Genomic DNA, 13,529 nt, shown 5'->3' on the forward strand with positions numbered 1-13,529 from the left:
AACAAATTACTCGGCGGATGGAATCGCAAGAAAGCGAACGGCACGGGCGATATCACGCGTGCGCGGCGCAGGAGGCAGGCTGGCGAGAAACGTGGCGCCATAGGGCCGCATCACCAGCCGGTTATCACAAATCACTAACACCCCGCGATCGTCCGCATCGCGAATCAGCCGCCCCACCCCCTGCTTCAGCGTAATCACCGCGTCGGGCAGTTGAACCTCATCAAACGGATCGCCACCGCGCAAACGACAGTCTTCCATTCGCGCTTTTAACATCGGGTCGTCCGGGGAGGTAAACGGCAATTTGTCGATAATCACCAAAGATAACGTATCGCCGCGCACGTCCACCCCTTCCCAGAAGCTGCTGGTGGCGACGAGCAGCGCGTTGCCGGCGCTAACAAATTGCTGTAACAGTTGGCCTTTACTGGTTTCCCCTTGCAATAATACTGGCAGCGTCATGGTGGCGCGAAACTGCTCCGCCAGATCGCGCATCATGGCGTGCGAGGTGCACAGCATAAAACATCGCCCGTTATTGGCTTCGATAATCGGCCTGAGCATAGCCGCCAACTGTCGCGCCGCGCCGGGCTGGTTGGTTTGCGGTAGGTTACGCGGTACGCAGAGTAACGCCTGGCGCGTATAGTCGAATGGGCTGGGCAGTAGCATGGATTCTGCCTGTTCAATTCCCAGACGGGCGGTAAAGTGGTGAAGATCATCATTTACCGACAACGTGGCCGAGGTAAAAATCCAGCTACCGGGTTTCTGTTCCATCACCTCTTTGAATTTGTCCGCCACGGTGAGCGGCGTCAGCGCCAGGGTGAAATGGCGCGAGGTGCACTCATACCAGTAGCTGTATCCCGGCTGATTGATCTCTTTTAAGCGTTTCAGCCGTGAACGGTATAGCGTGGCGCGTTCAAAAGCCGCATCCAGCAGCGCCGAACGGCCCAGCGACAGCTTCGCCACGTCGTAACAAAGCTCCAGCGTATCATCCAGCAGTAAAAATGCCCGTTGGATACGTGGGTCGGCTAACAGTTCACGCAAATTTCCCCGGTAGCCGGGCTCCCCCAGTTGCAGACGAAAATCCTGGGCGCTCTGGGCAAGGCGATCGGCGCATTTTTGCAACTGTTGAGTGTCTTTCAGTTCCGTCCGGTAGGCGATGGTGATGTCTTTTGCTAAATCCAGCAACTGACGGCTGGAGAGCGATTGTCCGAAATACTGGCTGGCGATGTCAGGCAGTTGGTGGGCTTCATCGAAGATCATTACTTCAGCCTGAGGGATAAGTTCGCCAAACCCGCTCTCTTTAACCACCATATCCGCAAGAAAAAGGTGGTGGTTTACAATCACCACATCCGCGTCCATCGCCTTTTTACGCGCTTTCACCACAAAGCACTCTTTGTAGAGCGGGCAATCGCTGCCAAGGCAGTTGTCGTTGGTACTGGTGACCAGCGGCCAGGCCTGGGAATCCTCCGCCACGCTGACGCAGGTGCTGATATCGCCATCCCGCGTCTGATTTGACCAGGAGCGCAGCAATATCACGTCGCTTAACGTTTGTACTGGTAAATCGCCGCCCGCCAGCGCTTGTTGTTCCAGCCGCTCCAGGCAGAGGTAGTTTGAACGTCCTTTCAACAGGGCCGTCTTACCGGTAAATGCCAACGCTTTTGCTACCGTCGGCAGATCGCGGCTGTAGAGTTGATCCTGCAACGCTTTCGACCCGGTCGAAATAATGACTTTTTTCCCGGCGCGCAACGCCGGAGCGAGGTAAGCATAGGTCTTCCCGGTTCCGGTGCCGGCTTCAACAACCAGAGGCTGCGCATTTTCAATCGCTTGTGTCACGGCAACCGCCATTTGCCGCTGTGGTTCGCGCGGTTTAAAGCCAGTTATCGCTTTGGCCAGTTGGCCATCTGCTGCAAAATCGTCCGTCACACTGCCCCCTGTTAATTTGCACAGGGATTATGTCAGGGTAGAAAGGCTTACGCCAGCTACAGAGGTGACGGCGACGACACATTGTGGCAGTCTTGAGCCATTCAAATGAAAAGCAAATGAGGAATAAGTGATGTCTATCGTGCGTATTGATGCCGAAGATCGTTGGTCAGACGTGGTGATCTACAATAATACGCTGTGGTATACCGGCGTGCCGGAAAACCTGGACGCCGATGCTTTTGAGCAAACGGCGAATACTCTGGCGCAAATTGATGCGGTGCTGGAAAAACAGGGCTCCAGTAAGTCACGTATTCTGGATGCCACTATTTTCCTGAGCGATAAAGCGGATTTTGCCGCCATGAATAAGGCGTGGGATGCGTGGGTCGTCGCAGGCCATGCGCCGGTACGCTGTACCGTACAGGCCGGGTTGATGAACCCGAAATATAAAGTTGAGATTAAGATTGTCGCGGCGGTATAAGCCGGTTATTCGTCTTCATCCTCAAAACGCGCCACTATCCGTTCGCCGGTATGGTTGGCGCGAAGTTCGCCCGCCACCTGGGCAATCGCTTCTCCGCTGCTCATACCTTGCGACATCAATTCCTGGATACGTTCTACGGCTTTTTGCTGTTGTTCATGACTGAGTGAAGGTAAACCTGCAAACATGATTAACTCCTGCTAAATTGTTAGCGCTAATTATTTCACGCTACCCGGCGGTAAGCCAGTAGTGTTGTAACGAGTCAGGAATGATGAAGACGTTATCTCCCACTGTTATCACCTTACCCTGGCGTCCGAACGCCGCTGAACACTATTTTGCGCCCGTAAACCATTTGCCCTGGGCGATGCTGCTGCATTCAGGTGATGCTATTCATCCCTATAACCGCTTTGATATTCTGGTCGCCGATCCTGTCACCACACTGACCACGCGCGCCCAGGAAACCACGGTATGTACTGCGCGCACGACTACCGTCACTCTCGACGATCCGTTACACGTTTTGCAGACTCAACTGGAGGCGCTGCCTTTTCATCCTCAGCCTGACCCTGACTTACCCTTTCAGGGCGGCGCGCTGGGTCTGTTTGGTTATGATTTAGGGCGGCGTTTCGAAATTCTGCCCGATACTGCCGCGCGCGATATCGTTTTACCCGATATGGCGATTGGCCTTTACGACTGGGCGCTGATTGTCGATCACCATAAACAGGTGGTGTCGCTGATAAGCTATCACGATGCAGACGCCCGATATCGCTGGCTCACCAGCCAGCGCGCGCCGACCCGAACGCCCTTCAGGCTTACCTCGGCCTGGCAATCCAATATGACGCGTTGCGAGTATGGCGAGAAGTTTCGTCAGGTGCAGGCCTGGCTGCACAGCGGGGACTGCTATCAGGTCAATCTTTCCCAGCGTTTTCAGGCGAGCTACGAGGGTGATGAGTGGCAGGCTTTCGAACACCTTAACCGCGCCAATCGCGCCCCGTTCAGCGCCTTTCTTCGTTTACATGACGGCGCCATATTGAGCCTTTCTCCCGAGCGTTTTATCCAACTGGAGAATGGTCATATTCAGACGCGCCCGATCAAAGGCACGCTCCCACGGCTTAACGATCCGCAGGCGGATCGTCAGCAGGCGCAGAAACTGACCAACTCAATGAAAGATCGCGCTGAAAATTTGATGATCGTCGATTTGATGCGTAACGATATTGGCCGGGTCGCCGTACCGGGTTCGGTGAAAGTGCCGGAACTGTTCGTCGTCGAACCATTTCCTGCCGTTCACCATCTGGTTAGCACCATTACCGCCCGTTTACCGGACTCGCTTCATGCCACCGACCTGCTGCGCGCGGCTTTCCCCGGCGGCTCCATTACCGGCGCGCCTAAAGTGCGGGCAATGGAAATTATCGACGAACTGGAGCCGCAGCGACGCAACGCCTGGTGCGGTAGCATCGGTTATCTGAGTTTCTGCGGCAAGATGGATACCAGTATTACTATCCGCACCGTCACGGCAACGCAGGGCCAACTCTATTGCTCAGCCGGCGGCGGTATCGTGGCCGATAGCAAGGAAGAAGCGGAATATCAGGAAACTTTTGATAAAGTTAATCGTATCCTGCACCCACTGGAGAACTAATACGTGGATACCAGCCGTCTGACGCTCGATCATTTCTTATCGCGCTTTCAGCTTTTGCGCCCGCAGATAACTCATGAAACGTTAAACCAACGTCAGGCCGCCGTACTGATCCCTGTGGTTCGCCGCCCCCAACCGGGGCTGCTGCTGACCCAGCGGGCTATTCATTTGCGCAAACACGCCGGACAGGTCGCCTTTCCCGGCGGGGCCGTGGACAGTACCGATGCTTCGCTTATCGCCGCAGCGCTTCGCGAAGCGCAGGAGGAAGTCGCCATCCCGCCACAAGCCGTGGAAGTGATTGGCGTTTTACCGCCGGTAGACAGCGTGACCGGTTTTCAGGTCACCCCGGTGGTCGGCATTATTCCGCCAAATCTCCCCTGGCGCGCCAGTGAAGACGAAGTGTCTGCGGTGTTTGAAATGCCGCTGGCGCAAGCGTTGCAACTGGGTCGATATCATCCGCTTGATGTTTACCGTCGCGGCAATTCGCACCGCGTATGGCTCTCCTGGTATGAGCATTATTTCGTCTGGGGCATGACCGCAAACATTCTTCGTGAGCTGGCGCTGCAAATCGGCGTAAAGCCCTGACTGTACACAACGCCATTCACGTTGCCTCAAGGCGGTAACAATCGCCTCCCCCAAAGAGGCAGCCTGAAGGGCAACGTGTATATACTTAACTTTACGCGCGCAAGACACGACTTGAGATTACTGTCGCAATATTAGTAAAAACGCGGTTATTCATTAGTTTAATTCATGTGAATAGTTAAGCTGATGCCAGCGTTCCCTCTTACACTATGCGCAGTTATAACATCGTAACCGGAAGCCCCGGTTGCCCTGTCAGGAGTATTATCGTGATTAGCCTATTCGACATGTTTAAGGTAGGGATTGGTCCCTCCTCTTCCCACACTGTTGGCCCGATGAAGGCCGGTAAACAGTTCGTCGATGACCTGGTCGAAAAAGGATTACTGGATAACGTTACCCGCGTCGCTGTCGATGTCTACGGCTCGCTGTCGCTGACGGGGAAAGGTCACCATACCGATATCGCCATTATTATGGGTCTGGCGGGTAATGAACCCGCTACCGTGGATATTGATAGTATCCCCGGTTTTATTCGCGACGTCGAAACGCGCGGGCGTCTGTTACTGGCCCAGGGACGTCACGAAGTCGACTTCCCGAAAGATGACGGAATGCGTTTTCACAACGGCAATTTGCCGCTGCATGAAAACGGGATGCAGATCCACGCCTGGCATGACGACACGGTCATTTATAGCAAGACGTACTATTCCATCGGCGGCGGCTTTATCGTTGATGAAGAGCATTTCGGCCAGGAAGCGACGAATGAGGTTACTGTACCTTATCCGTTTAAATCGGCGAAAGAAATGCTGGAGTATTGCAACAGTACCGGCCTTTCACTCTCCGGCATGGTGATGCAAAACGAACTGGCGCTGCATAGCAAGAAAGAGATTGAAGAGTATTTCGGTCACGTCTGGCAGACCATGCAGGCCTGTATTGATCGCGGTATGAATACCGAAGGCGTGCTGCCGGGGCCGCTGCGCGTACCGCGTCGCGCCTCCGCGCTGCGTCGTATGCTGGTTTCCAGCGATAAGCTTTCCAGCGATCCGATGAACGTCATTGACTGGGTGAACATGTTTGCTCTGGCGGTGAACGAAGAGAACGCCGCAGGTGGTCGCGTCGTGACGGCGCCAACCAACGGCGCGTGCGGCATCGTGCCTGCGGTACTGGCTTACTACGACCATTTTATTGAGTCTGTCAGCCCGGATATTTACACCCGCTACTTCCTGGCGGCAGGCGCTATTGGCGCGCTGTATAAGATGAACGCGTCTATTTCCGGCGCGGAAGTCGGCTGTCAGGGCGAAGTCGGGGTCGCCTGTTCGATGGCGGCGGCAGGCCTTGCTGAACTGTTGGGCGCCAGCCCGGAACAGGTTTGCGTTGCCGCTGAAATCGGCATGGAGCATAACCTGGGGCTGACCTGCGACCCGGTTGCCGGTCAGGTGCAGGTGCCGTGTATCGAGCGTAACGCCATTGCTTCGGTTAAAGCGATCAACGCTGCGCGTATGGCCATGCGTCGAACCAGCGCGCCGCGCGTCTCGTTGGATAAAGTCATCGAAACGATGTACGAGACCGGAAAAGACATGAACGCCAAATACCGTGAAACGTCGCGCGGCGGGCTGGCTATTAAAGTCCAGTGTGATTAAACGCCGTTTCCCCTCCCTTCGCCCATCTGCTACGGATGGGCGAAATTTTTATCTCTTCCTCGTCGACTCCACGTTTCCCCACTACACTTGCTGTGTCGCGGTTGGCTTTTGTCGCCAACGCTTATTGGGCGGCCCGCATGCAAACAGCACAACGGATCATCAATCATTATCGCCGTAATCGTTTCATTGTTTGCACGATTTGTGCACTGGTCACGCTCATTCTTACGCTGAGCATCCGATTTATTTCGGAGCGGAACTTAAATCACCATCGCACGGTTGCATTCGCGAATCATGCCGTTGATGCGCTGGATAATGTGCTGCATCCTCTCCTGGTCGGACGAAACATACTGCTACCCTTGCTTGAGCTTCCGTGCGCGACCGCGCATTTGCCGTTGCGTAAGCAAGCCGCGCGCCTGCAAACCATTCGTTCTATCGGGCTGGTAAAAGAGGGAATTCTCTACTGCTCAAGCATTTTTGGCGCCCGTAATACTCCCATACGCCAGCTTCAACCCGATCTTCCCGCAGCTGGCGATCTGCTGCTACTTTCCACGGATCAATCGTTACTCAAGGGAAGCCCGATCCTCATTCAGTGGTATCCCGCCTCTGCCGATGGCCAGGATGGCGTGATGGAAATTATGAATATTGACTTGCTGGCGACTATGCTACTTGAGCCGCAGCAGCCGCAAATTACCAGCGCCAGCCTGACGGTCGGCAAACGGCACCTGTTATATGGTCGGGGCGTGGTCGATACTCTTCCGGAATTAAAAAAAGATGAAGAGCGTTACCAGCTTTCATCGCGGCATTTCCCTTTTACTATCAGCGTCAGCGGGCCGTCGGCAGGCGTACTGGCGTTCAAACATCTCCCGACACAGTTACCGCTGGCCGTATTGCTTAGCCTGTTGATCGGTTATATCGCCTGGCTGGCAACGGCCAGCAGAATGAGCTTTTCCTGGGAGATTAATCTGGCCCTTGCCGAACGGGAGTTTGAGCTATTTTGTCAGCCGTTGCTTAATGCCCGCACGCAGCAGTGTACCGGCGTTGAGATCCTGTTACGCTGGAATAACCCGCGCCAGGGCTGGATCTCACCGGATGTTTTTATTCCTATCGCCGAGGAGCATAACCTGATAGCGCCGCTGACCCGCTATGTGATTGCGGAAACCATTCGGCAACGGCACTATTTCCCCGTCAACCATCAGTTTCATATCGGCATCAATGTGGCGGCAAGCCATTTCCGACACGGCGTGCTTCTCAAGGATCTTAATCAGTACTGGTTTAGTGCGGAACCTGTTCAGCAACTGGTGCTGGAGCTCACGGAACGCGACGCGTTGCTTGACGTTGATTACCGCCTGATGCGCGAGCTGCATCGTAAAGGCGTCAAGTTAGCCATCGATGATTTTGGCACAGGAAACAGCTCGCTCTCCTGGCTGGAAAAACTGCGGCCGGATATTTTGAAAATCGATAAATCCTTCACCGCCGCCATCGGTACCGATGCGGTCAATTCAACGGTGACCGATATTATTATCGCGCTGGGGCAAAGACTGAATATTGAACTGGTGGCGGAAGGGGTCGAAAACCAGACGCAGGCACAGCATTTGCGCCAGCATGGCGTGCAAATGTTACAGGGCTATCTCTATGCGAAGCCGATGCCCATTAGCGAATTTCCACAGTGGCTGGCGGGCAGCGCGCCGCCGCACGCCCGGCATAACGGACAGATTATGTCCGCGATGCCGCATCTATAGACTTGATTCCTGCGTGTGACGTTATTCCTCTTCGTCGTGGGCAGGCTGTTCTTTAACAATCCGAACCAGATCGACACGATAGTCGTTGGCCTCGACAATGGTGATCCGCAGTGGCGGAACATCAATGACATCGCCTACACGAGGAATATGGCCATTAGCGGCGATCACTAACCCCGCGACCGTCGCAATATCGCCCTCTTCGTTCACCAGATGGTCAACTTCCAGCGCCTGCTGTAACGCATGAAGATCGGTGCCGCCCTTCACTATCCAGCCCTCGGCATCGGCAACGATTTCCGGCGTTTCATCGGCATCCGGGAACTCACCGGCAATCGCTTCCAGCACATCCAGCGGCGTAACCAGCCCCTGCACCACGCCGAACTCGTTAGTGACGATAACGAAACTGCCGCGCGCGCGACGCAAAACGCCTAACAGATTGATAGGATCAAGCGTTTCCGGCACCACTATCGCCGGAGAAGACGCGGCGATAGCCGCAACGTCCGCGCCCTCTTCCAGCGCCACCAGCAACTCTTTCGCGCGAACGATACCGATAATTTCATCCAGCTCGCCCCGACATACCGGGAACAGGCTATGCGGAGAAGAGAGTAACTGCTGACGGATTTCAGCTACGCTGAGATTCGCATCCACCCAACTAATTTCGCCTCGCGGCGTCATAATGCCGCGCAGGGAGCGCGACGCCAGAGTCAGTACGCCGTTAATCATGTAGCGTTCTTCTTCGGCGAAGGCGCCTTCCGACACCGATATCGCGGCCGGGCTATCCGTCTCATGTTGCGTACTTGCCTGACGTTTACCGCCCATCAGACGCAGGATAGCGTCCGCAGTACGCGCGCGCAGCGGCAACGTGGACTGATGACGAATAAAGTTGCGGCGCGCAATCTGGTTAAACACCTCGATAACGATCGAGAAACCAATTGCCGCGTACAGGTAGCCTTTCGGAATATGGAAACCGAACCCTTCCGCCACCAGGCTCAAGCCGATCATCAGCAGGAAACTCAGACAGAGCACCACCACCGTCGGATGCTGGTTGACAAAACGGGTCAGCGGTTTTGACGCCAGTAGCATCACCGCCATCGCAATCACCACCGCCGCCATCATAACCGGCAGATGGTTTACCATACCTACCGCCGTAATCACGGCGTCCAGCGAGAAGACCGCATCCAGGATGACAATCTGCGTGACTACCACCCAGAAGCTCGCATAGCCTTTACCGTGTCCGGTGTCATGCTCGCGGTTTTCCAGACGTTCATGCAGCTCGGTGGTCGCTTTAAACAGCAGGAATATACCGCCCAGCAGCATAATTAAATCGCGGCCGGAGAAGGTAAAATCCCAGACGGTAAAGAGCGGCTTTGTTAAGGTCACCAGCCACGAAATAATGGACAGCAGCGCCAGACGCATAATCAGCGCCAGCGAGAGCCCGATAAGACGCGCTTTGTCACGCTGCTTTGGCGGCAATTTATCGGCGAGGATCGCGATAAAGACCAGGTTATCGATACCCAGGACAATTTCCAGGACGACGAGCGTGAGTAAACCCACCCAAATTGAGGGATCCATTAATAATTCCATGACAAGCTCCTGCTTAAGGAATGACTAAACGGCGCCCACAACATCTCAAAGGATGCAGGCGGTAACGCAATAAACAAAGTAAGGCTATGGCAAGATATGCCAGATTGACAGGCGCAAAACGGCCAAAGAGTGAAATGACGTCGGTGACGATCCATACAACGGGCTGCTGCCCTATACCCCATTCTAATTAAACGGAAGCTAAACATAACAGAGACAACTGGTTTTTGGCAAAGATTTACCTTCCTTTGCAAAGAGATGTAACCGGGATATTTTACACTTCGAAATTTCTCATTATCGAAAACAAAATTACGGATCTCCATCACACAAAATATTTTTTTCGATATCTAAAATAATTCACGAAAATCATGCGTTTTTCGTTGTAACCCTCATCTGAATCGATTCGCTTGCGGACGGCGATTCAAAAAATACATCTGTCAAGTTGATGTGTTGACAATAATAAAGGAGGTAGCAAGTGACCATTGCTATTGTTATAGGCACACATGGTTGGGCTGCAGAGCAGTTACTTAAAACAGCCGAAATGCTGTTAGGCGAGCAGGAAAACGTCGGCTGGATCGATTTCGTTCCAGGCGAAAATGCCGAAACGCTGATCGAAAAGTACAACGCTCAGTTGGCTAAACTCGATACCAGTAAAGGCGTGCTATTTCTCGTTGATACATGGGGAGGCAGCCCGTTTAATGCTGCCAGCCGCATTGTCGTCGATAAAGAGCGCTATGAAGTTATTGCCGGCGTCAACATCCCGATGCTGGTCGAAACGTTTATGGCTCGTGACGACGATCCGAGCTTTGATGAGCTGGTCGCACTGGCGGTAGAAACCGGTCGTGAAGGCGTAAAAGCGCTGAAAGCGAAACCGGTAGAAAAAGCCGCGCCAGCGCCAGTCGCCGCCGCGCCAAAAGCGGCCACGCCGGCAAAACCGATGGGCCCGAATGATTATATGGTTATCGGGCTTGCCCGTATTGATGACCGCCTCATTCACGGTCAGGTCGCTACCCGCTGGACCAAAGAGACCAATGTCAGCCGTATTATTGTTGTGAGCGATGAAGTCGCGGCGGATACCGTACGTAAAACGCTGCTGACGCAAGTTGCGCCGCCGGGCGTTACGGCGCATGTGGTTGACGTCGCGAAGATGATTCGCGTCTACAATAACCCGAAATACGCCGGCGAACGCGTGATGCTTCTGTTTACCAATCCTACCGACGTCGAGCGCATCGTTGAGGGCGGCGTGAAAGTCACTTCCGTGAACATTGGCGGTATGGCCTATCGTCAAGGTAAAACGCAGGTGAACAACGCCGTTTCCGTCGATGAAAAGGATATCGAAGCCTTTAAAAAGCTCAACGAGCGCGGCATCGAGCTTGAGGTGCGTAAAGTTTCCACCGATCCGAAACTGAAAATGATGGATTTAATTGCCAAAGTGGCGAAATAACCGCCGGCATTTAATTAGCTTTCACACTTAAGATAGCAATAGGAGAAGTACAATGGAGATTACCACTCTTCAGATTGTGCTGGTGTTCATCGTCGCATGTATCGCAGGTATGGAGTCGGTACTTGATGAATTTCAGTTCCACCGTCCGCTGATCGCCTGTACCTTAATCGGCGCCGTTCTGGGGGACATGAAAACCGGTATTATCATCGGCGGTACTCTGGAAATGATCGCTCTGGGCTGGATGAACATCGGTGCTGCCGTTGCGCCTGATGCCGCACTGGCGTCCATCATCTCTACCGTTCTGGTCATCGCCGGGCATCAAAGCATTGGCGCCGGTATCGCGCTGGCGATTCCGCTGGCGGCGGCAGGCCAGGTACTGACCATTATCGTTCGTACCATCACCGTGGCATTCCAGCACGCGGCGGACAAGGCGGCTGAAAACGGCAACCTGACGGCGCTCTCCTGGCTGCACGTTTCTTCTCTGTTCCTGCAGGCAATGCGTATCGCTATCCCGGCGGTTATCGTTGCCATCTCCGTAGGCACCAGCGAAGTACAGGGAATGCTGAATGCGATTCCTGAAGTCGTCACAGGCGGTCTGAACATCGCCGGCGGCATGATCGTCGTGGTTGGTTATGCGATGGTTATCAACATGATGCGCGCAGGCTACCTGATGCCGTTCTTCTACCTCGGTTTCGTCACCGCGGCTTTCACAAACTTCAACCTGGTCGCACTGGGTGTCATCGGCGCAGTGATGGCTATTCTTTACATCCAGCTGAGCCCGAAATACAACCGTGTAGCGGGCGCGCCTGCAGCGGCGGCTGGCAATAACGATCTCGATAACGAACTGGACTAACAGGTGAGCGAAATGGTTGATATGACTAAAACTACCACCGAGAAAAAACTCACTCCGAGCGATATTCGCGGCGTATTTCTTCGTTCTAACCTGTTCCAGGGGTCATGGAACTTCGAACGTATGCAAGCGCTGGGCTTCTGCTTCTCTATGGTGCCGGCTATTCGTCGCCTGTATCCGGAGAATAATGACGCGCGTAAACAGGCGATTAAGCGTCACCTGGAGTTCTTTAACACTCATCCTTACGTTGCGGCGCCGGTACTGGGCGTGACCCTGGCAATGGAAGAAAAGCGTGCGAACGGTGCAGAGATTGACGATGGTGCTATCAACGGTATCAAAGTCGGTCTGATGGGACCGCTGGCAGGCGTCGGCGACCCTATCTTCTGGGGTACCGTCCGTCCGGTATTCGCGGCGCTGGGCGCAGGTATTGCAATGAGCGGCAGCCTGCTTGGTCCGCTGCTGTTTTTCATCCTGTTTAACCTGGTGCGTCTGGCGACCCGCTATTATGGCGTAGCTTATGGCTACCGCAAAGGCGTCGATATCGTTAAAGATATGGGCGGCGGCTTCCTGCAAAAACTGACTGAGGGGGCGTCAATCCTCGGCCTGTTTGTCATGGGGGCATTGGTTAACAAGTGGACGCACGTGAATATCCCGCTGGTGGTCTCCACCATCACCGGTCAGGATGGTCAGACCCGCGTTACCACCGTGCAAACCATTCTCGACCAGCTGATGCCGGGTCTGGTTCCGCTACTGTTGACCTTTGCCTGTATGTGGCTGCTGCGTAAGAAAGTTAACCCGCTGTGGATTATCGTGGGCTTCTTCGTCATCGGTATCGCCGGCTACTCCGTAGGACTGCTGGGTCAGTAAGGCCGTTGTACACTACCGGGGCCAAACGGCCCCGTTTTTTTATTTCTCTGGAGGATAAATGACTATCACGGACCTGGTGCTGATTCTCTTTATTGCCGCATTATTGGCTTACGCTCTCTACGATCAGTTCATCATGCCCCGTCGCAATGGCCCCACTCTGCTTTCTATAGCCCTGCTCCGCCGCGGTCGCGTAGACAGCGTTATCTTCGTTGGGCTGGTCGCCATCCTTATTTATAACAACGTAACCAGCCACGGAGCGCAGATGACCACATGGTTATTAAGTGCGCTGGCGTTAATGGGGTTTTATATATTCTGGATCCGCACGCCACGGATCATCTTTAAACAACGTGGCTTTTTCTTCGCCAATGTCTGGATAGAATATAACCGTATTAAAGAGATGAATTTATCGGAAGACGGCGTACTGGTGATGCAATTAGAACAACGACGCTTGCTTATCCGTGTACGCAATATCGACGATCTGGAAAAAATATATAAACTTCTTATTGAAAATCAATAATCTAAGATATAGCCTCAACTATGTTTTTCGAATTTTATTTCGAATCATAATATAGCTAAGGCTATATTTTCTATTGACCAATTGTTATTTAATTTAACGTTTTATTGATGAATAAATCTAAATGAAAATCGTTTTCAATTAGAAGGCAAATAATATTTTATCTCTGTTGTTTTATATTCTAAAAATATGTTAATGTTGCGCCGTCAATTGGGGAGTAGCCGATTTCCAGACTCCGGAAATGTACGCGTCAACATACTCGTTGCAAAACGTGGCGCGTACGGACCAGCCGCCGCTGGTCAGGC

The 13,529-nt window shown here is 53.5% G+C and carries 13 protein-coding genes and 1 riboswitch; of the genes, 9 read left to right on the top strand and 4 right to left on the bottom strand.

The features are described from left to right. Positions 1-6: 6 nt before the first annotated feature. Positions 7-1,917, bottom strand: a complete 1,911-nt coding sequence (locus ACLJR2_RS08520) for an ATP-dependent DNA helicase (RefSeq protein ID WP_000128802.1) — start codon at positions 1,915-1,917, stop codon at positions 7-9. A gap of 130 nt (positions 1,918-2,047) precedes the next feature. Between ACLJR2_RS08520 and ACLJR2_RS08525 the strand changes: the two genes are divergently transcribed. Continuing rightward, a complete protein-coding gene (locus ACLJR2_RS08525; RefSeq protein WP_000029550.1) occupies positions 2,048-2,392 on the top strand; it encodes a RidA family protein in 345 nt (114 codons plus the stop codon). A 5-nt stretch (positions 2,393-2,397) separates the two neighbouring features. Here ACLJR2_RS08525 and ACLJR2_RS08530 read toward each other — a convergent pair whose 3' ends face one another. Next, positions 2,398-2,577: a YoaH family protein gene (locus ACLJR2_RS08530; protein WP_000457328.1), complete on the bottom strand. Its 180-nt coding sequence runs from the start codon at positions 2,575-2,577 to the stop codon at positions 2,398-2,400. 80 nt (positions 2,578-2,657) lie between these two features. Between ACLJR2_RS08530 and pabB the strand changes: the two genes are divergently transcribed. The 4 genes from pabB (at position 2,658) to ACLJR2_RS08550 (ending at position 7,971) form a co-directional block, all read left to right on the top strand. Further along, entirely contained in the window at positions 2,658-4,022 is a 1,365-nt protein-coding gene (gene pabB, locus ACLJR2_RS08535; RefSeq protein WP_000978470.1) for an aminodeoxychorismate synthase component 1, read from the top strand. 3 nt (positions 4,023-4,025) lie between these two features. Beyond that, positions 4,026-4,604 (top strand): CoA pyrophosphatase, encoded by a 579-nt coding sequence (locus ACLJR2_RS08540; RefSeq protein WP_000381531.1) that lies wholly within the window; start codon positions 4,026-4,028, stop codon positions 4,602-4,604. Between the two features lie 263 nt (positions 4,605-4,867). After that, entirely contained in the window at positions 4,868-6,232 is a 1,365-nt protein-coding gene (gene sdaA, locus ACLJR2_RS08545) for an L-serine ammonia-lyase (RefSeq protein ID WP_000624281.1), read from the top strand. A gap of 137 nt (positions 6,233-6,369) precedes the next feature. Continuing rightward, entirely contained in the window at positions 6,370-7,971 is a 1,602-nt protein-coding gene (locus ACLJR2_RS08550) for an EAL domain-containing protein (protein ID WP_001534370.1), read from the top strand. A gap of 21 nt (positions 7,972-7,992) precedes the next feature. Here ACLJR2_RS08550 and yoaE read toward each other — a convergent pair whose 3' ends face one another. Continuing rightward, complete coding sequence (gene yoaE, locus ACLJR2_RS08555) at positions 7,993-9,552, bottom strand: CNNM family cation transport protein YoaE (RefSeq protein WP_000421815.1); 1,560 nt, start codon at positions 9,550-9,552, stop codon at positions 7,993-7,995. Continuing rightward, positions 9,540-9,872 (bottom strand): protein YoaL, encoded by a 333-nt coding sequence (locus tag ACLJR2_RS08560; protein ID WP_011233029.1) that lies wholly within the window; start codon positions 9,870-9,872, stop codon positions 9,540-9,542. The genes yoaE and ACLJR2_RS08560 overlap by 13 nt, the downstream gene beginning before the upstream one ends. 152 nt (positions 9,873-10,024) lie before the next feature. Between ACLJR2_RS08560 and manX the strand changes: the two genes are divergently transcribed. From manX to ACLJR2_RS08580, 4 genes are read left to right on the top strand one after another with little or no spacing between them, the layout of a single operon-like run. Continuing rightward, a complete protein-coding gene (manX, locus tag ACLJR2_RS08565; RefSeq protein WP_000150523.1) occupies positions 10,025-10,993 on the top strand; it encodes a PTS mannose transporter subunit IIAB in 969 nt (322 codons plus the stop codon). 52 nt (positions 10,994-11,045) lie between these two features. Further along, positions 11,046-11,846 carry a PTS mannose transporter subunit IIC gene (gene manY, locus ACLJR2_RS08570; protein ID WP_000406918.1) on the top strand — a complete coding sequence of 267 codons (801 nt, stop codon included), beginning with the start codon at positions 11,046-11,048 and terminating at the stop codon, positions 11,844-11,846. Positions 11,847-11,858: 12 nt separating this feature from the next. Further along, positions 11,859-12,710 (top strand): PTS mannose transporter subunit IID, encoded by an 852-nt coding sequence (locus ACLJR2_RS08575; protein ID WP_001518647.1) that lies wholly within the window; start codon positions 11,859-11,861, stop codon positions 12,708-12,710. A 58-nt stretch (positions 12,711-12,768) separates the two neighbouring features. Next, the gene (locus tag ACLJR2_RS08580; protein ID WP_000156280.1) at positions 12,769-13,227 is read left to right on the top strand and encodes a DUF986 family protein; all 459 of its coding nucleotides are present in this window, start codon (positions 12,769-12,771) and stop codon (positions 13,225-13,227) included. Between the two features lie 196 nt (positions 13,228-13,423). Further along, a riboswitch (yybP-ykoY riboswitch) is annotated at positions 13,424-13,525 on the top strand. Positions 13,526-13,529: the final 4 nt, after the last annotated feature.

The organism is Salmonella sp. SAL03688, assembly GCF_046551895.1.
Classification (GTDB): domain Bacteria; phylum Pseudomonadota; class Gammaproteobacteria; order Enterobacterales; family Enterobacteriaceae; genus Salmonella; species Salmonella enterica.